Below are 24,430 nucleotides of genomic sequence, written 5' to 3'. Positions count from 1 at the left end.
TCACGGTCGGCCGGATCACCCCACAGTCCGTGGGCACGCAGCCGATCCGCGGCACCGCCCGCGCACCGCACCCCCTTGCGCAGCAAAACTCCCCCGCCTCCCGTCCATCGCCCCACCGGATGGTCGGAACGGGGCGAGGCCGCCCCGAGGGAGGCTATGCCCGGCGGCGGGGCTTCCTTCGCTTGGCGCCCTTGGAGACGTCGGATCCGGCCCTCGGGTTGCTCCCCGCCGACTTCCCAGCCGTTTTTCCGGTCACCTTTGCCGCCGCGGGCTTGCGCCGGGCGCCGGTCGTGTCGCCCGCCTTGCCCTTCGTTTCCGGTGTCGCCGCCTTGCGGCCGCGGGAGCTGTTGGCCGTGCGACCGCGGACGATTCCGATGAAGTCCTCGACCAGGTCCGTGGTCGCCTCCTCGGGCCACGCCAGGGCGATGCTCGACGCGGGGCCGTCCACCAGCGGCCGGTACGTGAGGTCCTTGCGGTGGTACAGACGGGCCAGCGACTGGGGGACGACCAGGAGGCCGACGCCCGCCGCGACGAGTTCCACGGCGTCCTCGGTGGTGGCGGGGCGCTCGAAGGCGGGCTCGCCCGGCGGCCGGTCCCAGTCGAAGACGTCGTCGAGGGGGTGGAAGAGCACCTCGTCCGCGAGGTCCTCGACGGTCACCTCGTCCGCCGCCGTGATCACATGGTCCTTGGGGACGACGACGACCGTCGTCTCGGTGTAGAGCGGGATCGCGCTGAAGAACGTACGGTCGACCGGCAGCCGTACGAGTCCCGCGTCGGCCCCGCCCGCGCGCAGCACGTCGGATGCCTCGGCGGCCGGTACGGCGAGGAGGTTCAGCGGGATGTCGGGCAGGCGCTCGTTCCAGATCCGCACCCACTTGGCGGGCGTCACTCCCGGGACGTACGCAAGCCGGAACGCCTGGGGTTCTTCCGAGCCTGTCACCAGGCCAGGCTACCGGCCGTGGTCGGAGGACTCGCACATGCTCGATACCCTGGACGGCATGAAGTCGCACCAGAGCACCCAGACGATGAAGCCCGCGACCGCGGCGAAGAAGCTGGGTGTGTACCTCGAGGCCACCCCCGCCGAGTTCCGGGAGGGCGTCGTCTCACGAGCCGAGCTCGACCAGCTCCAGGCCGAGCCGCCCGAGTGGCTGCGCGAGCTGCGGGCAAACGGTCCGCACCCCCGTCCGGTGGTCGCGGCGAAGCTGGGCGTCTCCATCGCGGGTCTCGCCCGGGGCGGGATCACCGAGGCGCTCACCACCGAGCAGATCGAGGCCCTGAAGCAGGAACAGCCCGAGTGGCTGCAGAAGGAGCGCGCCACCCAGGCGGAGGTCCGCAAGGAGGCGGCGCGCATCAAGAAGCGCGACGCCGAGCGTGAGGCTCGCAGCGAGGGCCCGCGGGCCTGACGCGGCCCGTTCGCAACGGACGGTTGCCGTCCGGATCCACTGTGTGCACAACGCACGGATCTGACGGCACGTCACGACGAAGGTCACAGAAGCGTATCGGACATTCCGGCCTTCAACCTTCACACGAGCCGCACAAGTTGGCTAGCGTGTCGTCAGGCCGCACGAGTTCCTCCGGCGAACCCCGCCGGGACGCGCGGCCTCCGCCGAATCCGGTACGCCCCTGTGGCAGCCGGAACCGGGGACCCAACCGAACGACGGGGTGAATCGGCCCAACTGCCCGCCAGGCAGGGGCCGTAGGGCATGCCTTCCGGAACCGACCGCCCGAACCCGACAGCTAACTCGGTAGGCGGAGTACGGAAGGAGTACGGCTCCCATGGCGCCGGATCGACCATCGCGCACCGCAGGCTCGGGCCTTCCCGGCATGCGCAATTCCGCTCTCGCGACCGCCGCCCTCACCTCGGTGGCCCTGTTCTCGCAGACCGCCGACGCCGCACCGACGACGGGCGACGAGGGGCCCAGCCGCGAGGCCGTCCGGCAGCGGGTGAGCAGCCTCTACGACCAGGCCGAGTCCGACACCGGCAACTACAACTTCACCCGGGCCCAGCTGCTGGGAGCGCGGCCGCCCGCCGCCCCGCCCCGCGAGCGCGGCCGCTCGGATCCGGCACTCGACTCGGTGTCCCGGCGGTGGTTCGACGGAGCCCGCGCCTCGCTGGGTCCGACGGTGCCTGCGCTGCTGCCGGCCGACCGTATGCCGGACCGCCGGGCCGAGCCCCGGACCGCGCGCCCGGCGGACAGCCGCAGCACCGCCCTTGAGCTGGAGGCGACCGCCCGGCCCGTGGCCGAGCTGACCTCCGCGGAGTCCCGCCGTACGGTGGCCGAGCTGACCGCCGGCCCCACGGCTGCGCTCCCCGCCATCCCGCTGCCCCGACAGGAGGCCGCCTCCGCGCTGCCCGCTGCGGCCCCCGAGTCCAGGCAGACCTCCCTGCGCAGGTCCAAGGAGCAGAATCAGCGCAAGATCGCGGCGGCCAGCGAGCTGCTGTACCGGTACACCGCCCGGCAGACATCCGCACCGCGCCCGGCTGTCGGGGCCGTGCCGGCCCAGCTCCCCCGGCAGGACCAGGCGCAACAGACCCGCCCGGCGGCCGAGGAAGCGTGGCGGCTGCAGGAGCCGACGGTCCTCGACACTGGCCTGCCCCCGGCCGGGGCACAGCTGATGCAGCCGTCCGTCCTCGACACCGGCGTACCCGCGGTCGAGCAGTGGCGCATGCAGCCTTCCGTGCTGGACACGGGCGTACCCGCCGTGGAGGAATGGCGCACCCAGCCGTCCGTGCTCGACACCGGCATACCTCAGGCCGGGGGTTGGACCATGCAGCCGTCCGTCCTCGACACGGGTGTGCCCGCAACCGTTACGCCCACCGCCACCAAGGCCGACAGGGCGATCGACTTCGCCCGTGCACAGATCGGCAGGCCGTGTCTGTGGGGTGCGGTCGGGCCGGAGTCGTACGACAACGCCGGGCTCACCCAGGCCGCCTGGCGGGCCGCGGGGGTCACCCTGCCACGGACCCCGTACGAGCAGGCGGGCGCCGGCACCGTGATTCCCCTGGCCGAGAGCCGCCCCGGAGACCTGATCTTCTTCAACGACAACTTCAGCCACGTCGGCATCTACACCGGCAACGGCCTGATGATTCACGCACCGGGTCCGGGCGCGGTCATCCGCGAGGACTCGGTCCACTACGCAGGCGAAGCCGCGGTCCGTATCGCAGTACGCCCCATGTGACACCAACGGCTCACTGAACCAGGAGGAGGCCGCCGACGGAAGTCGGTGACCTCCTCCTTTTCAGCCACAGGCACTCCACAACATCCTGTGACGCATGACCGCATTCGCAACGGCCGCCTGTGGCTCCGGTTCCGGGAGCGCCGGTACCCGTGACCGCATCAGCACGGTCCTGCGGGCCCAGCAGGTGGGGCTGATTCCCACGCCGTGACCCGTGGCGGCGCGGTCAGGGCCGGCGCGCGGTACAGGTCGCGCAGCAGGGCGATCTCGGCCCCGTGGTGCAGGACTTCCTGGTTGACCCACCACACGATGTCGACGAAGGGCTCTTCCGCGTCGCTGCCGTGCGGATACGTACAGTGGCCGACCTTGTCGAGTGCCGCGTCGCCGCTGTTCAGCAGCGCCTCCCGCCAGGCCGTGACTCCGGCGTCGAAGGCGGCGACGGCCGCTGCCACGTCCCCGCTGACGAGGTAGTCGTCCCGGGTGAGGCGGTGGGTGCCTGCCGTGTGATCGGCGCGGAGGGTCAGCATCTCGCTGAGGTGGCTCAGCCGCCACGCGATGGTGGTGAAGGGCGGTGGCCACGGATGCGGGTAGGACGCCGCGTCACGTCCCCAGTCTCCGTCCGCGGCACCGGCCAGCAGGGTGGCGCGCGGTCCGGGCCCGTCCGCCCTTCGCCGCACCGACCAGCAGTCCGCCACCGGCTCCCAGAGGTACTCCTCGTCGGTCATGGGCCCGACCTCGGTGTCCGAACCGTCGCCGCTGTCCATCACCGGCCCGGTCAGCCGGGCGGCCAGACGCCCACAGGCGAAGTCGAACTGCTCCAGCAACGGAGCCAGACGAGACACGGTCACCGACACTCCCATGGCGGACTCGTGGGCGCACGGCGCAGGCATGAACCGACCGGCTAGCCTGGCACAACCGGCGCACACCCCGCCTCTCCTTTTCCGAGGCCGGGTATTCCGGCAACAGGTTCCCGATGACAGGGAGTCGGCCATGAAGCCGAACCGCTCCATCCCCTCCTCGACCGTCATCCCCGTCCTGATCTACCCCGATGTACGCGCGGCGGTCGCCTGGCTCGGTGCGGCCTTCGGGTTCGTGGAACGGGTACGGATCGGCGAGGACCACCGCGCGCAGCTCGGGTTCGGCGACGGTGCCGTGATCGTCGGGGACACCCGCAAGGACCGCCGTCCCCCGCGCCCCGGCGAGGTCACTCACTCGGTCACGGTCCGCGTCGAAGACGCCCGCGCCCACTGCGAACAGGCCCGGGCACACGGCGCACGCATCGTCATGGAACCCACCGACTTCGAGTACGGGGAACGCCAGTACACGGCCGAGGACCTCGCGGGCCATCAGTGGACGTTCTCGGAGACCCTCGCGGACATTGCGCCGGAGGAGTGGGGCGGGCAGACGGTCTCAGTCGGCTGAGGAGCGTCAGCCCGGCGGGGGCCCCGTCCCGCCCTTGAGTCGTTCCAGGTCGGAGGGGCGGACCTGGATGACGACCAGGGCGATCAGGGCGGCGAGGACGGCGAAGATCGCTGCCATGATGAAGGCCGCCGAGATCCCTGACGTGAGCACGTGGTCGGACCAGGGGCTCGGGAGCTGCCCGGTGTGCCTGAAGCGCAGGCGTTCGGCCGGGGTGGCCTGGGCCAGGAAGCGCGGGATCTGCTTGTGGGCCTCGTGGGTGCCGGCCGTGCCGAACATGGTGACCAGGATGGACAGGCCGAGCGAACCGCCCACCTGCTGCGTTGCGTTGAGGAGTCCGGAGGCCGCGCCGGTCTCCCGGACGGGGACGTTGGACAGCGCCATGAGGGTGAGGGAGACGAACTCCATGCCCATGCCCAGGCCGAAGACGCAGATCGGGCCGAGGATGCTGCCCGCGTAGGTGGAGTGGACGTCGGTCAGGGTCAGCCAGGCCAGACCCGCCGCCGCGAGAACGGCGCCCACCACCATGAAGGGTTTGGGCCCGAACTTGGGCAGGAACCGCGAGGCGAGCGCCGCGCCGACCGCGATGACCGCGCTGACCGGCAGGAAGGCGAGCCCGGCCTGCAGCGGGCTGAAGCCCAGGACGTCCTGCACGAACAGCGTGAGGAAGAAGAACATGCCGAAGATCGCCGCGGCCAGGCTCAGCATGATGCCGTAGGTGCCCGCGCGGTTGCGGTCGGCGAACATGTGCAGCGGGGTGATGGGCTGTCGGGAGCCCCTCTCGACCAGGATGAACAGCGCCAGGACCACGACCGCCGCGGCGAACGAGGCCAGCGTGAGGGCGTCCCGCCAGCCCTCCTGGGCGGCTCGGATGAACCCGTAGACCAGCAGCACCATGCCCACGGTGGAGGTCAGCGCGCCGGCGATGTCGAAGTGGCCCGGATGGCGTTCGGACTCCTTGATCCAGCGGGGTGCGGCGAGAGCGATGAGCGCGCCGATCGGGACGTTCACGAACAGCACCCAGCGCCAGTTCAGCCACTCGACGATCATCCCGCCGGCGAGCAGCCCGATGGCGCCGCCGCCCGAGGAGACCGCGGCGAACACGCCGAAGGCCCGGTTGCGTTCCGGGCCTTCGCGGAAGGTCGTGCTGATCAGGGCGAGGGAGGTCGGGGAGGCGATGGCGCCGCCGACGCCCTGGAGGGCGCGGGCGGCGAGGAGTTCGCCGGAGTTCTGCGCGAGCCCGCCCAGCAGGGAGGCGAGCGCGAACAGCAGCACCCCGAAGACGAACATGCGCCGCCTGCCGAGGATGTCGCCGGTGCGGCCGCCGAGCAGCAGGAGGCCGCCGAAGGTGAGGGTGTAGGCGTTGACCACCCAGGACAGGCTGGTGGTGGAGAAGTTCAGGGCGCTCTGGATGTGGGGCAGCGCGATGTTCACGATGGTGATGTCCAGGACCACCATCAGCTGGCAGGAGGCGATGACCAGCAGTGCCATGCCGTTTCCGCCGCCGCCCGGTTCGCGGGTGGCGGCCTGTGGTGCGGAGGTCGGCTGTGGGCTGCTGCTCATGGCGTGTCGCACTCGGCGTCGGTGAACGGTTCCGTCCACCGCGGCCCGTACCGTTCGACCGTACGCCCCTGTCGTAACCGTCACCACTTGTTTGACTGGGTGACGGTTTACACCTTTTTACGGGGAGTCGAGCGGCTCATGGGCGGGTCTTGTGGGTCATGGCGAACTCGTCGGCCTCCGGCAGGTCGAACTCCCCGTGGTCGCTGCCCAGACCCTGCGCCACCAAGGCGGCGGCGGCGCTGCCCAGTACGGCGGCCTCGCGCGGGGTGCGGCCGAGGCCGATGCCCCGCAGGAAACCGGCCGAGAACGCGTCGCCGCAGCCGGTGGTGTCGACGACGTCGACCTCGAAGGCGGGGACCGTGTCCGTGCCCTCCGCGGTCACCAGGAGCGCACCGTCGCCGCCACGGGTGACGGCGACGAGGCCGGCCCCGGCGGCGAGGAACTTCTTCGCGCCGGTCACGAGGTCCTGCTCCTCGCTGAAGCCGAGGACCTGGTCGTCGTTGGGGAGCAGGTAGTCGACGTGCGGGAGCAGCGGTTCGATCTGGTCGAAGGTGCCCAGCTCGCCGGGAGCGAGGAGGTCCACCGAGGTGACCACGTCGTGCTCCTTGGCGTGCGCCAGGATGCGCGCGGCGACGTCGGCGCCGATCAGCTCGGGGCCACCCAGGTGGAGGTGGGTGGCCCCGGCCACGGCGTCCCAGGGCACGTCGTCGAGGCCGTAGGTGATGTTGGCGCCGAGCAGATGGAGCGAGGGACGGTCGCCGTTGGGCCGGATGGGCAGGACGCTCGCTGAGGTCGAGGTGTCGATACGGCGGACGAGCAGCCCGGTGTCGATGCCTGCCCTGTCGAGGAGTTGGACCAGCAGGTCGCCGGTCGGGTCGCTGCCGATCGCACCGGCGGTGCGCACCGAGGCGCCCAGCTTGGCGAGCGTGAGGGCGGTGCCGGCGGCCGTCCCGGCGGCGGTCATCCGGATGTCGTCGACGAGGGTCGCGCCCTGACCCTCGGGTATCTCCTCCACCGGCCGTACCAGTACGTCCAGCACGTGCACGCCCATCGTGACGACCTTCATCGCTCTTCCTCCTGCGCGGGTGCTACGGGGTGGGTGGTGCCGTAGTTGCGGGCTGTCGCGGCCTCGATGACCGCGAGTTGCTGCTGTTCGCCGAGGACGCGGGGTGGTCCGAACGCGGCCGCGTGCTGGTAGACACCGCAGGCCCACTCCAGCAGCAGGGCGTGCTCGACCGCCTTGTCGAGGGTCGGCGCGTGGGTGAGTGCGCCGTGGTTGGCCATCAGGGCGGCGCTGCGGCCCTCCAGCGCGGCGAGCACCGACTCGGCGAGTTCGGGGGTGCCGAAGGTGGCGTACGGCGCGACGCGGACGGTGCCGCCGAGAGCGAGCAACTGGTAGTGGATACAGGGCAGTTCGTCGAGGACGAGGGAGAGCGCGGTGGCCATCGGGGCGTGGGTGTGGACGACCGCGCCGGTGCCGTAGCGCCGGTAGACGCCGAGGTGGAGGTCGAGCTCCGAGGTCGGCTCCAGGGTTCCGGCCACGATCTTCCCGTCCAGGTCGACCACCGTCACCTGGTCCGCGGCGAGTTCGGCGAGCACCGCCCCGGTCGCGGTGATCGCGACCCGCTCCTCCACCCGCACGCTCACGTTCCCGGCCGTACCGATGAGCAGGCCCTCGGCCCCCAGCCGGCGGCAGGCGTCCGCCACGGCGGCCCGCTCCCGTCCGAGCACCGCGCTTGAGTCGGTCATGGGCGGGACCGTAACCTAAACATGAAACAATGTCACGTTCATGTTCGGAGGTTGTTCGTGGGTGAGCCGACCGCGGAGGCCGGCGGGGCCGCTCCCCTGCGCCGTACCCCCCAACAGGCGCGCAGCAAGGCGCGCTTGGTGCGGGTCCTGGAGGCCGCCGAGCGGGTCCTGATCGGTGAAGGGGTCGAGGCGCTGACCACGACCCGCGTCGCCGCGGAGGCGAAGGTGTCGGTCGGCTCGCTGTATCAGTACCTGCCCGACCGCGACGCGATCATCGAGGCGCTGGCGGCGGGCTACTTCGCGAAACTGGAGGCCGCCATGGACGGCCTCGTGCAGGCCGCGACGGCGGAGCACTGGGAGGACCCGGTGGGCGTGCTGATCGACGCGTTCGCCGGAATCTACCGCACCGAGCACGGCTTCCGGGCCCTGTGGTTCGGCAGCGGCCTGACCGAGCGGACCCGCGCCGCGGACCACGCGCACAAGCGCCGTATGGCCGACGGAATCCGCCGCGTCCTGCTCGCGCTCGACATGACCCTCGACCACGAGACCCTCGCCCGCGCCTGCCATGCCGCGGTCCTCGCGGCCGACGCGCTGGCACAGGAGGCGTTCCGGCGGGACGCCGAGGGGGACGCGGAACTCCTCGACGAGGCCAAGGTCATGCTGCGCGGCTATCTCGTGGACGTGGCCGCACGCCGTCGCCGTTGACCGCGGCCGCGGGGGTGGGGTGGGGCTTTCCCCGTCGGAGACGACGCTGCACCCCAGCGCGACCATGCCGCTGGTGGCGGACGTACTGCCGTGGGCCACGGCGGACGCAGTGGTCACCGTGACCTCCACGGCCCTGCGCACCTGCCTCCACGCCCGCTTCACCTTCGCCACCGGGCGGCGCGCGGGACGGCGGGAGCACTGGCAGTCCCCCGGTGCAGTACACGGTCCCCGGCCCGCTGCGCTCCCCCGCGCCGGCCTGAACTCCCGTGGGTGTCCGCCTAGAGAAAACTGACGTTCTGGGCCAGGGCGATTCGGCCGGAGTAGTTGATGGTGTTGGTGGCCGAGCGCATGTACGCGCGCCAGGCGTCGGAGCCCGACTCGCGGCCGCCGCCCGTCTCCTTCTCCCCGCCGAACGCGCCGCCGATCTCGGCGCCGGAGGTGCCGATGTTGACGTTGGCGATGCCGCAGTCGGAGCCCTCGGCGGAGAGGAAGAGCTCTGCTTCCTGCTGGTCGCGGGTGAAGATGCTGGAGGACAGGCCCTGCGGGACGTCGTTGTGCAGGGCGATGGCCTCCTCCAGCGTGTCGTAGGTCAGGACGTAGAGGATCGGCGCGAAGGTCTCCTCCCGTACGACGTCGGACTGTTCGTCGACACGGACGACGACCGGTTCGACGTAGGCGGCCCGGGGCGCGGCTTCGGCCAGCCGGCGCCCACCACCGGCCAGGATCTTGCCGCCCCGGGCCTGGGCCCGGGTGACGGCGTCCTGCATGCCGTCGAGGGCCTTGGTGGAGATGAGCGGTCCGACGAGGGTGTTCTCGTCGAAGGGGTCACCGATGGGGAGCTTGGCGTAGGCGGCCGTGAGTCGTGCGACGAGCGTGTCGGCGATGTCTCGGTGCACGATCAGGCGGCGCAACGTCGTGCAGCGCTGGCCCGCGGTGCCGGCCGCGGCGAAGACGATGCCCTGCACGGCGAGGTCGAGGTCGGCGGAGGGCGCGACGACGGCGGCGTTGTTGCCGCCGAGCTCCAGCAGGCTGCGGCCGAAGCGGGCCGCGACGCGGGGGCCGACCTCGCGGCCCATGCGGGTGGAGCCGGTGGCGCTGATGAGGGCGACGCGCGGGTCGTCCACGAGCTGTTCGCCGACGGCGCGGTCGCCGAGCAGAAGGCGGTGTACGTCCGCGGGCGCGCCGGTGTCTTCGGCGGCCTGGGCCAGCAGCCGGTCGCAGGCGAGGGAGATCAGCGGGGTGAGCTCGGACGGCTTCCAGATCACTGTGTCACCGCAGGCCAGCGCCACGGCGGTGTTCCAGGACCAGACGGCGGCCGGGAAGTTGAACGCGGAGATCACGCCGACGACGCCCAGCGGGTGCCAGGTCTCGGCCAGGCGGTGGCCGGGGCGCTCGGAGGCGATGGTGCGGCCGTAGAGCTGGCGGGAGAGGCCGACGGCGAAGTCGCAGATGTCGATCATCTCCTGGACCTCACCGAGCGCCTCGGAGCGGATCTTGCCGGCTTCGACGGTGATGAGGTCCGCCAGGTCGCTCTTGTGGTCGCGCAGCAACTCGCCCAGTCGGCGCACCAGTTCACCGCGGCGCGGGGCCGGGGTGGTGCGCCAGGTGAGGAAGGCCCCGCGGGTGGCGTGGACGGCCTCCTCGGTGTCGGCGGCGGTGGCGGCCGTGAGGCCGAAGAGGTCCTCTCCGGTGATCGGCGTACGTGCCTGGAAGTCGGCGCCTTCCGGGACGGTGACGCCGATGCGCTCCAGGCTCGTACGGGCGCGGGCGCGCAGGTCGTCCGTGCTGGGGAGGACGGTGCTGGTCATGGTGCTTCCTTCGGTTCGGCAAGCGGGAAAGGGCGGTCGGCTGAGCGGGCCGTCGAGTTGCAGCTCCCCGCTCGACGGCCCTTTCGATCGGGGGCGCACCGCACGGGCTTCGGCAGGTTCACACCACGTGCGCTTCGGGGCGGAATTCGGCCCCCGAACGGAAGCGGTCGGCGCTGAGCGGGGAGATGTCGACGAAGGGTGCGCGGTCGAGGTGGAGGTCGCGCAGGATCTCGCCGACGGCTGGGGCCTGGAGGAATCCGTGGCCCGAAAACCCGGTGGCGTAGAGGAAGTTGACGAGTTCGCCGGAGCGGCCGATGAGGGCGTTGTGGTCGGGGGTGACCTCGTAGAGGCCGGCCCAGCCGCCGACGGTCCTCATGTCGGCCAGTTCGGGGGCCCGCCTGCGTACGGCGTCCCGGAACAGTGCGAGCCACTCCGGGGTCCAGGTGGTGTCGAAGCCGTCGGGCTGGCGGGGGTCGGCGAGGCCGAACAGCAGGCCGTCGTCACTGTTGTGGAAGTAGGCCGACGAGGTGAAGTCGATGGTGAAGGGGATGCGGGGCGCCGGGGGCACGAGCGGTTCGGTGAAGGCGAGTTGGCGGCGTACCGGCCGGACCGGCAGGTCGATGCCGACCATGTCGCCGATCAGGCCCGACCAGGCGCCCGCCGCACAGATCACGGTGTTGCAGTCGATGCTGCCGTGGTCGGTGTGGACGGCGGTGACGCGGTCGCCTGCGGTGTCGATGCCGGTCACGGTGGTGTGGGTGGCGAAGGTGGCGCCGGCCCGGGCGGCGGCGTCCGCATATCCCTTCACGACCAGTACGGGGCGGGCGTGGCCGTCGGCGGGCGAGTGGGCGGCGGCCACGAGTCCGTCGGTGCTGACGTACGGGCAGAGGCGGCGGGCCTCGTCCGGGGTGATCATGCGGGTGGGGACGCCGAGGGCGTTCTGGGTCCTGACGCCGGCCTCGAAGTCCGCGGCCTGCCGGTCGGTGGTGAGCAGGAAGAGGTAGCCGACGGTGTCCAGGCGGATGTCGGCGCCGGGGCGGTGCGGGAAGTCCTCGTAGGCGCGCAGGCTCCGGCTGCCCAGCTCGATGTTGAGCGGGTCGGAGAACTGGGCGCGTACGCCGCCGATCGGTTTGCCCGAGCTGCCGCATGCCAGGTCGCCGCGCTCGACGACGACGATGTCGGTCACCCCCGCTTCGGTGAGGTGGAACGCGGCACTGGCACCCATCACGCCCCCGCCGATGATCACGACGTCTGCGGTCGGCGGCACGGAGCGGAAGGCGGATGAGGAGGACAAGGGGCCGTCCCTTCCGGAGGCCGCACCGGGCCGAGGGGGCTGGGCTTTCTGCCCGTCATCGTGACGCAACCCGACCTTTGACGTCCATGAACAGTTACTGCGCCCGATCTATTAGTGTTCCCATATGGACTGGACGAGCTCCCAGCTGCGTTCGCTCGTGGAGCTGACCAGGCGCGGAACCATCACCGCGGTGGCCCGGGCGCTGGGGTACACGCCCGGCGGGGTGTCGCAGCAGATCGCCGCGCTGGAGAAGGCCACGGGCATGGAGCTGCTGCAGCGGGTGGGGCGGCGGGTGGAGCTGACCGACGCCGGGATGACGCTGGCCCGGCATGCCGAGCGGATCCTGTCCACGGAGGCCGAGGCGGTCGAGGCGCTGGAGCGGAGCCGGGGCGAGGTCTGTGGGGTGCTGGTGGTGGGGCTGTTCGCCACGGCCGCCGCCGAGATCCTGCCGCCGGCGCTGCAGCGGGTGCGCGAGGCGCATCCCGGGCTCGCGGTGCACAGCCGCGACATGGACGTGGACGAGGTATACGACGCCGTCGCCTCCGGTGCGGTGGACCTGGCGCTCGGCCTGGACTATCCGGACGTGCCCATTCCGCGTGATCCGGCGCTGCGGGTGATGCAGCTGGACCGGGAGCGGTTCTCCCTCGCGGTGCCCACCGGGTGGCTGGAGGGCCGCGAGGAAGTCGCCCTCGCCGACACGCAGGACCTGGGCTGGATCCTGCCCTCCCCCGACAGCTACTACGGCCGCGCCGTGCGCACCGTCTGCCGGCGGGCCGGCATCGAACCCGACGTCCGGCACGAGGTGACCGACACCGCGGCCACGCTGGCGCTGGTCGAGGCGGGCATCGGGATCAGCACGGTGACGGAGCTGATGCTCAGGCTGCGCGCCTCCCGCTTCGACGTGGTGCGGCTGCGCGAGAGGGTCGAGCGGCACATCGTCGTGGTGTTCCGCTCCGCCGCCGAACACCGGCCGACGGTGGCCGCACTGGTCGACGTGCTGCGGGCGGTGGCCGGTACGCGGCGCGATGCGACGACGTAGCAGGCACTCGCCTGCCCCGCACCACCGGGAGAGACGGGTCCTCTGACGGCTGGTGACCCGGCGGGCCCGGGACAGGCCCGCCGCCCGGTCGCTCAGTCCGCTGTCGCGGGCGGTGGAGCAGGACGAGGTCCTTCTTCAGCAGCCGGCCGGCCCTTGTGGCCGCCGCTGTCCGGCCCACATCGTGGAAGGAACGGGTCGTGGATGACCGGTGAGCAAGGAGGGTTTCCAGCTGTGATCACCGTTCTGGAGGGCGCGCCGCCCATGGAGGCGGCCATCGGCGCACTGCGTGCGAGCCTGCTCGGTGGACTCGCCCCGGAGGCCGGTCCGCCGCGTTCGGCCGTCCCGGTGCCGCGGGGCGAGCTCCTGCTCATGCCCGCCCACTGGGGCTCCTACGCCGGAGTCAAGGTGGTGACCGTGGCACCGGACAACCCGGCGCGGGAACTGCCGCGGATCCAGGGCAACTACCTGCTGCTGGACGGCGAGACCCTCACCCCGCTGGCCCTGCTGGACGGGATCGCACTCACCAGCGTACGCACGGCGGCGGTGTCCGCCGTCGCCGCCGACGTGCTCGCCGAGCCGGGCGCGAGCCGACTGGTGCTGTTCGGGACGGGGCCGCAGGCACGGTCGCATGTCGAGGCCCTGCGGTGCGTCCGGCCGATCCGGGACGTCGTGATCGTCGGCCGCGACGCCGAGCGCACCCGCGCGTTCGCCGATGGCATCAAGGCGCGCGTCGGCAGTGCGGACGACGTGGCGGACGCGGACGTCGTGGCCTGCTGCACCACGGCGCGCACACCGCTGTTCGACGGCTCGCTGCTGCCGCCGCACGCGACCGTGGTGGCCGTCGGATCGCACGAGCCGGACGCCCGGGAGGTCGACGAGACGGCTGTCGGGCGTTCGACGGTGGTGGTGGAAGCGGTTTCGGCGGCGCTGCGTGAGGCGGGCGACATCGTGCTGGCCGTGCAGGCAGGCACGCTCGATCCCGGCACGCTGGTCGGCCTCGCCGATCTCGTGCGGGGCAGTGCCCAACTCCCCTCCGATCGCCCGCGGTTGTTCAAGAGCGTGGGCATGGCCTGGCAGGACCTGGTGGTCGCCGCAGCCCACTTCGAGGCGGGTCGGGCATGACGGCGACGGTCCGCGGGGGACTGCGGCCAGGTCACCGGTGACACCGGGCGCCGGGTGTCGACGACATCGCGCTCGTGATCGGGCTCCCATGGCGCTGACCGAGAGCGACGCGCCGTCGTCCAGGACGAGTTGGGCGATCGCACGGCGGCCCTCGGCACACCCGAGCACCTCGGCGCCACGGCGTACGACAGACTCGGCGTCACCGGCGACGGGGGGGCCGTGGCGGCCGCCCGGCGCTTCACGGCGCTCGGCGCCACCGTTGTCGCCGTGCCACCTCGCACGGCCACCGTTTCGTCGCCTGCGGGGTGCGGTGCTGAACTCACCGTGGGCTGCAGGGTGGTTGGTGCCCGCCGCACTGCGGGACGTCATCGACGACGCGACGGCGCACGAGATCAGGGCGAGCCTCCTCGTGGAGACCGCCGGCCTGCCCTCGTCGCCGGCGGCGGCCGGACGTCACCCCCGCAGGCCGCGGGCCACACCCTGGCTCACTACAGGGCGTACACCTGCCCGGTCTGCGCGCCCTCGACGGACCGGACGTACGCCTGCGTGACGTCGGCGAGATCGACCGGTGGCATGCCCGGGAAGTAGTCGCCGTACTTGGCGAGGCTCTCGGTGAAGACCGTCGGGCTGATCGCGTTGATGCGCTGCGGGGCGATCTCGATGGCGGCGGCGCGGACGAACGCCTCCAGCGCCCCGTTGGCCATGGAGGCCGCGCTGCCCGTGGGGATGGGCTCGCGGGCCAGCACGCCGGTGATGAGGGTGAAGGAGCCGCGCTCGGCGATCCGCGGGATGCCCTGGCGCACCAGGTCGATCTGGGTGAGCACCTTGCCGTGGAAGGCGGCCAGATAGTCCTCGGGGGTCAGCTCGGTGACCGGCTTGTACGGCACGTGTCCGGCGGCGCTGACCACGGCGTCCACCCGGCCGGCACAGTCGTAGACGTCCGCGACCTGCGCGGGGTCGGTGATGTCGTGGCGCAGATCGCCGCCGCTGCGTCCCACGGTGAGGACTTCGTGGCCGCGGGTGTCGAGTGTCTTGTGGAGGGCCGCGCCGAGCGTGCCGGTGGCGCCGATGAGCAGAATCTTCATGGCTGCGACGCTAGGCCCGGCCCCCGGCGGGAGGGAAATACCTTCTGGGGAGCACTTATGCTTCATAGTTATGAATGTGGAGCTACGGCATCTGCGGGCGCTCACCGCGATCGGTGACGAGGGCACCATCACCGGTGCGGCGGCCGTGCTCCACATCAGCCAGCCCGCGCTCTCACGCACCCTGGAACAGCTGGAGAGCCGGGTCGGCGTGCGGCTGGTGGAACGTACCACCCGCACCCTTTCCCTCACGGATGCCGGTCAACAGCTGTACGACAGAGCTCACTTGATCCTTCGTCAGCTGGACGACGCGCTGATGGAGGCCGCGGCCGGGGTGCGGCCGCTGCGGATCGGTTTCGCCTGGGCGGCGCTCGGCGACCTGACCGTGCCACTGCTGCGCACCTGGCGGGAGGCGCATCCCGGGACCCCGGTGCAGGTCTACCGGCGCGACGATCCGGAGGTGGCGCTGCGCCGCGGAGAGATCGACGCGGCGCTGGTGCGCACCGCCCCCGCGCCCGGCGCCGGCCTTGAGGTCCGGTCGCTGTACCGGGAGCGGCGCATGGCCGCCGTACCCGACAGCGATCCGCTGGCCACTCGTCCGTCGGTGCGGCTGACCGATCTCGCCGACCGGCCGGTGGTGCTGTGCGCCACCGCCGCGACCACCGCCGAGCTGTGGCCCGAGGGGCGACGACCTCGCACGTTCGAGGTGGCCAACGTCGACGAATGGCTCACCGTGATCGCCACCGGGGAGGCGGTCGGCGTCACCGCGGAGGCCACCAAGCAGAGCCATCCGCACCCGGGGGTCCGCTATCTGCCCCTGGCGGACGTACCGCCCGTGACGGTCCGCATGGCCTGGCCGCGCACTCCCACGCACCCTGCCACGCTCGCCTTTCTCGGGCATCTCCAGTCCGTGACTTCCGCGCATCTGCAGGCCTGACCTGCGCGGACGTCCGGCTCGCGAAGATCGGGGTACCTGGGTCGTATGTGGCGGCGACCGCAAGCCTCCGGTATACATGACCTGTACATGACCAGCATGTCGTGCGATGTTTGCCCATCGGGGTCCGGCGTTCGTCTGGGCTTCACGCAGTACCGGCCTGGGGCTCCTATCGTTGCGGCGCCGCCTCCCCCCGCACGTGCCCGTCACTTCTGTCCGGAGGACAGTCATGACCGCCGTAAAGGCTTCCAAGCGCACCAGTCGCCCCCTCACCGCACTCGCCGGGGCCGTCGCCCTCACCGCCACGTCGGTCGGCGTGTGGGCCGCAACGACCTCAGCCGCTCAGGCAGCCGCTCTCCCCACCCCCGACCACGTGGTGGTCGTGGTGATGGAGAACCACGCCTACTCGCAGGTGATCGGAAGCTCCAGCGCGCCCTACATCAACAACACCCTCAAGGCGGGTGGCGCCAACCTCACCCAGTCCTACGGCCTCACCCACCCCAGTGAGCCGAACTACTACATGCTCTTCTCGGGCTCCAACCAGGGCCGCACCGACGACAGTTGTGTGAGCGTCGGGTCCATCTCCGCGCCGAACCTCGCCTCCGAGCTGATCGCCGCGGGCAAGACCTGGAAGAGCTACAACGAGTCGCTGCCCAGCCAGGGTTCGACGACCTGCAGCAGCGGCAACTACGCGCAGAAGCACAACCCGTGGTTCGGCTTCTCCAACGTGCCGACGAACACCGCGATGACCTTCGCGCAGTTCCCGACCGACTACACGACCCTGCCGAACGTCTCCTTCGTCGTACCGAACCTGTGCAGCGACATGCACGACTGCTCGGTCTCCACGGGCGACACCTGGATCAAGAACAACCTGGGTGCGTACGCCACCTGGGCCCAGACGCACAACAGCATCCTCGCCGTCACCTTCGACGAGGACAACAAGCTCTCCGGCAACCGCATCCCGACCCTCTTCTACGGGCAGCACGTCGCCCCCGGCAGCTCCGACTCGACCACGTACAACCACTACAACGTGCTGCGCACCGTGGAGGACCTGGCCGGTCTGAGCGCCCACGCGGGCAACGCCGCCTCGGCGTCCGACATCTCCGGCATCTGGAACTGACGCCCGTGTATCTCGCGGACTCCCGCAGCACCAAGGCCGCCGCCGCCCCGGACACCCGACCGGGGCGGCGGCCGGCCGCCGTCCCCGGCACCGTGCTGGCTCTGGGTGCGGTCAGCCTGATCACCGACGTCTCCTCGGAGATGGTCACCGCCGTGCTGCCGCTCTACGTGGTCGCCGGCCTCGGCCTGTCCCCGCTCGGCTTCGGCCTCCTCGACGGCATCAACAACGGCGTGGGCGCGCTGGTCCGGCTGGCCGGCGGTCATCTCGCCGACCGCGGCGGCCGCCGGCACAAGGTCGTGGCGGGCCTCGGCTACGGCCTGTCGGCGCTGTGCAAGCCGCTGCTGCTGCTCGCCCACACGCTTCCCGTACTCAGTGCCGTGCTCGCGGTCGACCGCACCGGCAAGGGGCTGCGCACCGCCCCACGGGACGCGATGATCTCGCTGGCCACCGAACCCGAGCGCCGGGGGCGGGCGTTCGGGGTGCACCGCGCGATGGACACCACCGGCGCACTGCTCGGCCCGCTGGTCGCATTCGCCGTGCTGCGGGCCACCGTCGACGGCTACGACGCGGTCTTCACCGTCAGCGGCTGCATCGCCGTGCTCGGGGTCCTGGTCCTTGTGCTCTTCGTACCCCGCCGCATCACGCCTGCCGGTGCCGTGCAACCGCCCGAACCGGCCCGGCCCGCCCTGCGCGACTCACTGGGCCTGCTGCGCCGCCCGGAGCTGCGCCGGCTCACCGCGTGCGCGGCCCTGCTGGGTCTCACCACCGTCAGCGACTCCTTCCTGTATCTGCTGCTGCAGCGGGAGGGGGACCTGTCCGCCGACCTGTTCCCGCTGCTGCCCCTGGGCACCGCTGCCGTCTTCCTGCTGCTCGCCGTCCCGCTCGGCGCACTCGCCGACCGGCTCGACCGGCGACGGCTCTTCCTGGCCGGTCACGGCGTCCTGCTGCTCGGCTACGGCCTGGTGCTCTCCCCCTGGCACGGCGTACCCGCCGTGGTCGCCGTCCTCGTACTGCACGGCACCTTCTACGCGGCCACCGACGGAGTCCTCGCGGCCGCCACCGCCTCAGCCGTGCCTGCCCGGCACCAGGGCGCCGGGCAGGCACTGGTGGGCACCGGCCAGGCGCTGTCCCGGTTCGCCTGCTCGCTCGCCTTCGGCGCGGCCTGGAGCCTGTGGGGCGGTCGCACCGCGCTCGCCGTCACCGCCGCCGCGCTGGCCGTCAGCGCCGTGGCGGCCTCGTTCGTACTCCGCCCCGCCGCCGACGTGCCCCCCGCCGAGGTGTCCGCATGACCCGAACCACCCGTCTGGTGATCCTGCTGGCCGCCGTCCTGCTGCTCGGCGGCGTCGGCACCGGGGCGGTGCTCTACGCCGCCCACCGCTCGGGCATGCGCGACGAGCAGCAGGCGAACGGCCCGACCGTGCGCACGGGTACCGTCTCCCTCCGGCCGACGGCCGGGCGTCGGCTGCTGGTGCGCAACCTGGCCTGGGGCCCGCACCGCGACGAGATCGCCACCGTGCCCGCCGACGATCCGCAGGGGCCGCGCACCGCCTCGGGCGTCAAGTGCCTGCGCTTCCACGCGGCGGCAGGTACCGGCATCTGCCTGCAGGCCGTGCACGGCACGCTCAGGGACACCTACCGGGCGGTGGTCCTCGACGCGCACCTGCGCGAGCGGCACCGCTTCCCGGCCGCGGGCATCCCCACCCGGGCCCGCGTCTCGCCCTCCGGCCACATGGTGGCCTGGACGGTCTTCGTCAGCGGAGACTCCTACGCCGGTACGAACTTCTCCACCCGCACGGCCATCGTCGACACCCGCACCTGGAAGACCGACGACAACCTGGAGACCTTCCGCATCATCGAGGACGGCCGGACCTACCGCGCCGCCGACACCAACGTCTGGGGCGTCACCTTCGCCGACGACAACCGCTTCTACGCCACGCTGGCGACCGGCGGCAAGACCTACCTCGTACGAGGAGACGTCGCGGCACGCACCCTCACCACCGTGCACCGCAACGTCGAATGCCCCTCCCTCTCCCCCGACGGCACCCGCATCGCCTACAAGAAGCGCGTCGAGGGAGCCTCTCCCGACGCCCCTTGGCGGCTGTACGTCCTCAATCTGCGCACCATGAAGGAGACCGCGACCGCCGAGCAGCGCAACATCGACGACCAGGCCCTGTGGTCCGACGACTCCACCCTCGTCTACGCCCTCCCCGGCGACTACGGCTCCGACCTGTGGACCGTCCCGTCCGACGGCACCGGCACGGCCCGCCGGCTGATGACCTCGGCCGTGGCCCCCGCCTACCTGGGCTGACGGGCCCTCACAGGTCCCAAGGCGCACGCCCTCCCGGTCGTCGAGGTCTCGCTCCACCCGTTCGCGGGCCAGGTCGGGGACCGTGCCGCGGTGCGGCGACCACAGCAGAGTTGAACATGTTCAATTCATGGGTGATGATACGTACGTGTGGCCATCGGGGGCGCCGGAGAGAGGACCACGGTCATGACGAGCTCGCTTCTCACGCCACGAGGCCGTTCTCGCGCCGGCACAGCGGGCGGTGGAACGGCGGAGGGCAGCGCCGCGCCGACGCGGATCCTCGACTGGCGGCATCCGCAGGTCACTTCCCTGCTCGAACAGATCGGCGGGGCAGCGGACGCGGGGACGGCCGCGACACCCGACCGCCGGACAGCGGACCTGCGCCGGGCCCACCGGGTCATTGCCGCGGCTGTGCGGCCGGTGTACTCGGTGCAGGACGAGCGGCCCGTGTCCGAGGTGCTGCGCCGTGGCCGTGGTTCGTGCAGCCAGCGGCTGGCCGTGCTGGAGGCGGTGGCGCGGGCGTCCGGGGTCGCGACCCGGGTGCGCGGGCTGCTGGTCGACGGGGCCTTCTGGTATCCGCGCTTCCCGCGGCTGCACCGGATCGTCCCGGACCAGGTTCTCCTGGCATGGCCGGAATTCCGCCTCGGCACAGGGGCGTCGACCGTCCACGCCGCCGCTCCCTGGCTGACGGTCTCGGAACTCTTCGGCAGCCTCGACGAGTTGAGCGACGGTCGGGGCGGCGGCTTCACCAACGCCGGAGCGGAGACGCTGTTCGAGGCGCTGTCCAGGACGGCGATCGACTGGGACGGGGTGACGCTCTGCCCGGCCGACGGTGCCGCGTGCGATCTCTCGGCCCATGTCCTTGCGGACCTGGGGCACTTCGACTCGCGCGACGACCTCTTCGCCCGGCACGGCCAGACCCTCTGCCGTACGGCGAGAGTGTTCGCCGAGCCCGTCCTGGGCCGTCGTCGCGCGGCGGGCGCCTGAGGCCGCCGTCAGTGGATCGCTGAGCCCAGGGCGGCCTCGAAGGTCGGGTGCTCGAAGGTGAAGCCCGAGCCGAGGAGGCGTCCCGGCACGACGCGCTGGCTCATCAGGATGCCGTCGGCGAACTCCCCGAGCACCAGCCGCAGGGCGAAGCCGGGCACGGGCAGCACCGTGGGGCGGTGCAGGGCCCTGCCGATGGCGGCGGTGATGTCCCGGTTGGTCGCGGGGTGCGGGGTGGTCATGTTGACCGGACCGCAGACCGATTCGGTGTCGATGAGGTGGCGCAGGGCGCGGACCGTGTCGGGCAGGGAGAGGTAACTCCAGTACTGGCGGCCGCTGCCCAGCCGCCCACCGAGCCCCGCCCGGGCCAGCGGCAGCAGGCGGCCCATCGCACCGCCCCCGCCCGACACGACGATCCCGAATCGGGTGGTGACGACCCGCGTCCCGGCGGACCGGGCGCCGTCGGCGGCGGCTTCCCACTCCTGGCAGACGCCGGCCAGGAAGTCCCGGCCCGGCCCGCCGGACTCGTCCACCACGGTCTGCCCGGTCTCGCCGTAGTAGCCGACGGCGGACCCCGACACGAACACCGGCGGCGGCTTCTCGCAGCCACGGATCGCCTCGGCGAGGGCACCGGTGCCGCGCACCCGGCTCTCGCGGATCACCTTCTTGTACGCGGCGGTCCACCGGCGGTCGCCGACCCCGGCGCCGGCCAGACCGACCACCGCGTCCGCGCCGTCGAGCACCGCCGGATCGACCGCGACCGCGTCCGCCCGCGGGTCCCACCGCGCCTCGGCGCTTCCGTCGGCCCGGGTCTGCGGCTCGCGCCGGACCAGCCGGGTCACACGGTGACCGTCGGCCAGCAGCGACGCGGCGAGCGCACCGCCGATCAACCCTGAGGAACCACTGATGACCACGTGCATGAGAAACCGGCCTCGATCCGGGAGCGAACAACGAAACTATAAGTTTGATTCTTCAAACATACACCTGGCCGGACGCGACGGCGGGGCCAGGACTCCCCGGCGGTCCTGGCCCCGCCCAGGTCCACGTGTCTCCCTCGCGCCGATCACCAGGATGCGCAGAGGGCAGCGAGGCTGTCGTCGGCGGACGGTCCACACTTGCGCCAACTCCCTCCCGGCCCGACATCCGGCGCCCGATAACCTGGTCCGGTGCGCGGGCAGCGCCACCAGGGCTCGCGGTATATCGATTCCGATCAGGGTGACCGGGTCCGTCCGGCGGACCTGTCATGGGACCGTGAGGAGCTGTTGGTGTGGATGCCCGCCGGCAGATCCACGGTCCGCGAGACCGACTCGTGCAACACGGCCGTGGTCAACCACACGGCTCGGACGGCACTTTCGCGCGTCCGGCCGCTGCTCAGAGCCCGAGGAACTCGGACAGCCCGCCCAGCAGCCGGTCGACGTCCTCCGTGCTGTTGTAGGGCGCGAGGCCCATGCGGAGGCCGCCGGTGTCGCCGAGGCCGAGCCGGCGGGAGGCCTCGATGGCGTAGAAGGTTCCCGAGGGGGCGTGGACGCCGCGCTCGGCGAGGAAGCGGTAGGCGTCCGCGGTGGAGCGGCCCTCGAACGTCAGCAGCAGGGTGGGGGTACGGTCGGCCGCCCGGGAGAGGACCGTGATGCCTTCGAGCGAGGACAGTCCCTTGTCGATCTGTGTGCGCAGGCCGTGTTCGTGTGCCTCGAGCGCCGCGAACCCGGCGGCCAGGCGCTGTCGGCGGGTTCCCGTGGCGCTCGGGTCGAGGCGGGTGAGGAAGTCGACAGCGGCGGTGGTGCCCGCGAGGAACTCATAGGGCAGCGTGCCCAGTTCGAAGCGTTCGGGGACCGCGTCGGTGGAGGGCAGGAGCTTGTCCGGCCACAGGGTCTCCAGCAACTCCGGCCGGGCGGCGAGGACTCCGTGGTGCGGGCCCAGGAACTTGTACGGGGAGCAGACGAAGAAGTCCGCGCCGAGCGCCTCCAGGTCGACCAGCGTGTGGGCGGCGTAGTGGACGCCGTCGACGTAACTGAGCGCTCCCGCCTCGTGCGCCAGGCGGGAGATCTCGGCGATCGCGGGACGGGTGCCGATCAGGTTGGAGGCGGCGGTGACGGCGACCAGCCGGGTGCGTCCGGTGAGGACGGCGCGGATGTCGTCAGGGGTCAGCTCCCCGGTGGCGGGGTCGAAGTCGGCCCAGCGTACGGTGGCGCCGGCCGCCGCGGCGGCCTGGGCCCAGGGGCGGATGTTGGCGTCGTGGTCGAGGCGGGTGACGACCACCTCGTCCCCGGGCTGCCAGGTCTTGGCGAGGGTGCGGGAGAACTCGTAGGTGAGCTGGGTGGCACTGCGGCCGAAGACGATCCCCGACGGATCCGCTCCGAGCAGGTCGGCCATGGCCCGGCGGGCTCCGACGACGATGGTGTCGGCGTTGCGCTCCCCCTGCGCCACCTGGCCCCGGTTCGACAGGGGGTTGGACAGGGCGTCCGCGATGGCCTGGATGACGGGTTGCGGGGTCTGGGTGCCGCCCGGGCCGTCGAAGTGCGCCGTCCCGGCCGCCAGGGCGGGGAACCGGGAGCGGATGGCGGTGATGTCGTACGTCACGAGAGCTCCTGTTGAGTGCCGGGCCGGGGCAAAGATCCTCCGCGATCGCGGGCGGGCGTGGCAACAGGCAGTGTCAGCCGCCCGCGCGCAGGACGCGGGAGAGACCCAGCGCCGCCGTCCGTACGGCGGGAGCCGGCTGGGCCGGGCTGAAGCGGGCGCGGGGCACGGCCACCGAGAGGGCGGCGACCGTGGTGCCGCCGGCGAACACGGGGCGGCGATGCAGCTGACGCCCGGGGCGGCCTCCTGCTCCTCGTAGGCGAGGCCGGACACCTGGGTCTTCTCCAGGGCCGTGCGCCGGGTCGGTGACGAGTGGGGCGTGAGGCTGGGCAGGGGACGGGACAGCACCCCCTCGGTCAGTTCGGGGCCGGAGAAGGCCGGCAGGGCCTTGCCGACCGCGGTGCAGCTCAGCGGCAGGCCGCCGCCGATGCGGGAGGGCAGCTGGAGGGCCTCGTGGCCGTGGATGCGTTCGAGGTGGACGACGTCCATGCCCTCGCGCACGCCGAGATGGACGGTCTCGCGGGTGGCCTCGAACAGGTCCTGGAGAAAGGGCAGGGCCGTCTCGCGCAGGTCCAGCCGGTGCGGCACCAGCGAGCCCAGCTCGAAGAGCTTCGCGCCGAGCCGGTAATGGGGCCCGTCCGCTCCAGCCAGCCCGGCCGGACGAGGTCGGCCGCCAGCCGGTGCACGGTGGGCTTGGGCAGCCTCGCCCGCTCGGAGAGTCCCGAAAGACGGAACGAACCGCCGTCGGGACTGAAGCATCCCAGGATGACCGCCGCCTTCTCAGCATGCTGCCGCCATTGTCGTTCCGTGTCACGGAACAGATTTCGTCCCTGCCTGCGGGCGGTGTCCATACCGGAGTCGTCCCACCGCTCCCCTGGAGGTATCGCATGCCGTCCGCCCGACCTGCCGTGGTCAAGGCCACCGACCTACTGGCGGAGGCCGCCCCTACCGGGGCCGCCTGTCCGCCGGTGCGTGACCTGTTCGACGACGGCGACGTCGCGGCCGCCTGCGCCGTGCAGCAGCTGAACGCACGGCGCGGACTGGACGCCGGACGACGGGTCGCCGGCCGCAAGATCGGCCTGACCTCCCCCGCCGCGCAGGCCCAACTCGGCGTGGACCAGACGGACTTCGGCGCCCTCTTCGCGAACATGGCCGTGCGCGACGGCGGCGAGGTGGCCGCCGGGCGGCTGCTGCAGCCCAAGGTGGAGGCCGAGGTCGCGCTGGTGCTCGGCCGGGATCTGCCGGACCGGGCGTGCACCGTCGTGGACCTGCGCACCGTGACGATGACCATGACGTGGGGCGGCGAGACGGTCTCCGAGGGCACTGGCACCGACTGCCTGGGCAGTCCTCTCAACGCGGCGGTCCGGCTGGCCTCGGCGCTCGCCGAGCGGGGCGACCCGCTGCGTGTCGAGGTCGGCCGGCGGGGCTTGGTCGGCGGTCAGGAGGACATGATCACCGATCTGAACTCGCCGATCCGAAAACCCCTGGCCGAGCGAAAGGGGGAAGGCTACGATCCCTCGCGATGACGACTCATTCTGTTGACAGATTGGGGGTC

Annotated in this window: 22 protein-coding genes, 1 pseudogene and 1 riboswitch; of the genes and pseudogenes, 12 read left to right on the top strand and 11 right to left on the bottom strand. The window is 72.0% G+C overall.

What is annotated here, in order from left to right:
• Positions 1 to 154: 154 nt before the first annotated feature.
• Positions 155 to 940, bottom strand: a complete 786-nt coding sequence (locus AB0N07_RS14440) for a LysR family substrate-binding domain-containing protein (protein WP_365834739.1) — start codon at positions 938 to 940, stop codon at positions 155 to 157.
• Between the two features lie 58 nt (positions 941 to 998).
• Between AB0N07_RS14440 and AB0N07_RS14435 the strand changes: the two genes are divergently transcribed.
• Together AB0N07_RS14435 and AB0N07_RS14430 are read left to right on the top strand one after the other, a co-directional pair.
• A complete protein-coding gene (locus AB0N07_RS14435) occupies positions 999 to 1,403 on the top strand; it encodes a DUF5997 family protein (RefSeq protein ID WP_365834818.1) in 405 nt (134 codons plus the stop codon).
• A 191-nt stretch (positions 1,404 to 1,594) separates the two neighbouring features.
• Positions 1,595 to 1,768: riboswitch (cyclic di-AMP (ydaO/yuaA leader) on the top strand.
• Between the two features lie 56 nt (positions 1,769 to 1,824).
• On the top strand, positions 1,825 to 3,180 hold the full coding sequence (locus tag AB0N07_RS14430; protein WP_365834737.1) for a C40 family peptidase: 1,356 nt from the start codon (positions 1,825 to 1,827) through the stop codon (positions 3,178 to 3,180).
• Positions 3,181 to 3,338: 158 nt separating this feature from the next.
• Here AB0N07_RS14430 and AB0N07_RS14425 read toward each other — a convergent pair whose 3' ends face one another.
• Positions 3,339 to 4,025, bottom strand: a complete 687-nt coding sequence (locus AB0N07_RS14425; protein WP_365834735.1) for a DinB family protein — start codon at positions 4,023 to 4,025, stop codon at positions 3,339 to 3,341.
• 142 nt (positions 4,026 to 4,167) lie between these two features.
• Between AB0N07_RS14425 and AB0N07_RS14420 the strand changes: the two genes are divergently transcribed.
• The gene (locus tag AB0N07_RS14420; RefSeq protein ID WP_365834733.1) at positions 4,168 to 4,599 is read left to right on the top strand and encodes a VOC family protein; all 432 of its coding nucleotides are present in this window, start codon (positions 4,168 to 4,170) and stop codon (positions 4,597 to 4,599) included.
• 6 nt (positions 4,600 to 4,605) lie between these two features.
• On the opposite strand, the gene AB0N07_RS14415 is transcribed toward AB0N07_RS14420, so the two are convergent.
• The 3 genes from AB0N07_RS14415 to AB0N07_RS14405 form a co-directional block, all read right to left on the bottom strand.
• Positions 4,606 to 6,159 (bottom strand): MFS transporter, encoded by a 1,554-nt coding sequence (locus tag AB0N07_RS14415; RefSeq protein ID WP_365834731.1) that lies wholly within the window; start codon positions 6,157 to 6,159, stop codon positions 4,606 to 4,608.
• A gap of 136 nt (positions 6,160 to 6,295) precedes the next feature.
• Positions 6,296 to 7,225 (bottom strand): carbohydrate kinase family protein, encoded by a 930-nt coding sequence (locus tag AB0N07_RS14410; RefSeq protein WP_365834729.1) that lies wholly within the window; start codon positions 7,223 to 7,225, stop codon positions 6,296 to 6,298.
• Positions 7,222 to 7,908, bottom strand: a complete 687-nt coding sequence (locus tag AB0N07_RS14405; RefSeq protein WP_365834727.1) for a class II aldolase/adducin family protein — start codon at positions 7,906 to 7,908, stop codon at positions 7,222 to 7,224. The genes AB0N07_RS14410 and AB0N07_RS14405 overlap by 4 nt, the downstream gene beginning before the upstream one ends.
• A 57-nt stretch (positions 7,909 to 7,965) precedes the next feature.
• Between AB0N07_RS14405 and AB0N07_RS14400 the strand changes: the two genes are divergently transcribed.
• Complete coding sequence (locus AB0N07_RS14400; protein ID WP_365834725.1) at positions 7,966 to 8,613, top strand: TetR/AcrR family transcriptional regulator; 648 nt, start codon at positions 7,966 to 7,968, stop codon at positions 8,611 to 8,613.
• A gap of 278 nt (positions 8,614 to 8,891) precedes the next feature.
• Here the strand turns inward: AB0N07_RS14400 and AB0N07_RS14395 are convergent, their stop codons facing one another.
• Positions 8,892 to 10,421: an aldehyde dehydrogenase family protein gene (locus AB0N07_RS14395; protein WP_365834723.1), complete on the bottom strand. Its 1,530-nt coding sequence runs from the start codon at positions 10,419 to 10,421 to the stop codon at positions 8,892 to 8,894.
• 118 nt (positions 10,422 to 10,539) lie between these two features.
• The gene (locus AB0N07_RS14390) at positions 10,540 to 11,715 is read right to left on the bottom strand and encodes an FAD-binding oxidoreductase (RefSeq protein ID WP_365834720.1); all 1,176 of its coding nucleotides are present in this window, start codon (positions 11,713 to 11,715) and stop codon (positions 10,540 to 10,542) included.
• A 124-nt stretch (positions 11,716 to 11,839) separates the two neighbouring features.
• On the opposite strand from AB0N07_RS14390, the gene AB0N07_RS14385 reads away from it, so the two are divergent.
• Both AB0N07_RS14385 and AB0N07_RS14380 read left to right on the top strand, forming a co-directional pair.
• Positions 11,840 to 12,754, top strand: coding sequence for a LysR substrate-binding domain-containing protein (locus AB0N07_RS14385; RefSeq protein ID WP_365834718.1), 915 nt, complete (start codon positions 11,840 to 11,842; stop codon positions 12,752 to 12,754).
• A 231-nt stretch (positions 12,755 to 12,985) separates the two neighbouring features.
• Positions 12,986 to 13,876, top strand: coding sequence for an ornithine cyclodeaminase family protein (locus tag AB0N07_RS14380; RefSeq protein WP_365834716.1), 891 nt, complete (start codon positions 12,986 to 12,988; stop codon positions 13,874 to 13,876).
• Positions 13,877 to 14,364: 488 nt separating this feature from the next.
• Here the strand turns inward: AB0N07_RS14380 and AB0N07_RS14375 are convergent, their stop codons facing one another.
• A complete protein-coding gene (locus AB0N07_RS14375) occupies positions 14,365 to 14,961 on the bottom strand; it encodes a short chain dehydrogenase (RefSeq protein WP_365834714.1) in 597 nt (198 codons plus the stop codon).
• Positions 14,962 to 15,031: 70 nt separating this feature from the next.
• Between AB0N07_RS14375 and AB0N07_RS14370 the strand changes: the two genes are divergently transcribed.
• The 5 genes from AB0N07_RS14370 to AB0N07_RS14350 all read left to right on the top strand — a co-directional run bounded on the left by AB0N07_RS14370 (position 15,032) and on the right by AB0N07_RS14350 (position 20,304).
• The gene (locus tag AB0N07_RS14370; RefSeq protein ID WP_365834712.1) at positions 15,032 to 15,895 is read left to right on the top strand and encodes a LysR family transcriptional regulator; all 864 of its coding nucleotides are present in this window, start codon (positions 15,032 to 15,034) and stop codon (positions 15,893 to 15,895) included.
• Positions 15,896 to 16,121: 226 nt separating this feature from the next.
• Positions 16,122 to 17,012 carry an alkaline phosphatase family protein gene (locus AB0N07_RS14365; protein WP_365834710.1) on the top strand — a complete coding sequence of 297 codons (891 nt, stop codon included), beginning with the start codon at positions 16,122 to 16,124 and terminating at the stop codon, positions 17,010 to 17,012.
• 5 nt (positions 17,013 to 17,017) lie between these two features.
• On the top strand, positions 17,018 to 18,301 hold the full coding sequence (locus tag AB0N07_RS14360) for an MFS transporter (protein WP_365834708.1): 1,284 nt from the start codon (positions 17,018 to 17,020) through the stop codon (positions 18,299 to 18,301).
• On the top strand, positions 18,298 to 19,320 hold the full coding sequence (locus AB0N07_RS14355; RefSeq protein ID WP_365834706.1) for a TolB-like translocation protein: 1,023 nt from the start codon (positions 18,298 to 18,300) through the stop codon (positions 19,318 to 19,320). The genes AB0N07_RS14360 and AB0N07_RS14355 overlap by 4 nt, the downstream gene beginning before the upstream one ends.
• A 183-nt stretch (positions 19,321 to 19,503) precedes the next feature.
• The gene (locus AB0N07_RS14350; protein WP_365834704.1) at positions 19,504 to 20,304 is read left to right on the top strand and encodes a transglutaminase domain-containing protein; all 801 of its coding nucleotides are present in this window, start codon (positions 19,504 to 19,506) and stop codon (positions 20,302 to 20,304) included.
• An 8-nt stretch (positions 20,305 to 20,312) separates the two neighbouring features.
• Here the strand turns inward: AB0N07_RS14350 and AB0N07_RS14345 are convergent, their stop codons facing one another.
• From AB0N07_RS14345 to AB0N07_RS14335, 3 genes and pseudogenes are all read right to left on the bottom strand, one after another.
• Positions 20,313 to 21,221: a TIGR01777 family oxidoreductase gene (locus AB0N07_RS14345; protein ID WP_365834702.1), complete on the bottom strand. Its 909-nt coding sequence runs from the start codon at positions 21,219 to 21,221 to the stop codon at positions 20,313 to 20,315.
• Between the two features lie 451 nt (positions 21,222 to 21,672).
• Positions 21,673 to 22,878 carry a cysteine desulfurase-like protein gene (locus AB0N07_RS14340; RefSeq protein WP_365834700.1) on the bottom strand — a complete coding sequence of 402 codons (1,206 nt, stop codon included), beginning with the start codon at positions 22,876 to 22,878 and terminating at the stop codon, positions 21,673 to 21,675.
• Between the two features lie 73 nt (positions 22,879 to 22,951).
• Positions 22,952 to 23,696 (bottom strand): annotated as a pseudogene (locus AB0N07_RS14335) (IclR family transcriptional regulator).
• A gap of 66 nt (positions 23,697 to 23,762) precedes the next feature.
• On the opposite strand from AB0N07_RS14335, the gene AB0N07_RS14330 reads away from it, so the two are divergent.
• Positions 23,763 to 24,401: a hypothetical protein gene (locus AB0N07_RS14330; protein WP_365834698.1), complete on the top strand. Its 639-nt coding sequence runs from the start codon at positions 23,763 to 23,765 to the stop codon at positions 24,399 to 24,401.
• The last annotated feature ends 29 nt before the right edge of the window (positions 24,402 to 24,430 follow it).

Origin of the sequence: Streptomyces sp. NPDC051172 (assembly GCF_040682555.1) — a bacterium.
Lineage (GTDB): Bacteria > Actinomycetota > Actinomycetes > Streptomycetales > Streptomycetaceae > Streptomyces.
This window is presented reverse-complemented; position numbering and strand designations above follow the sequence as displayed.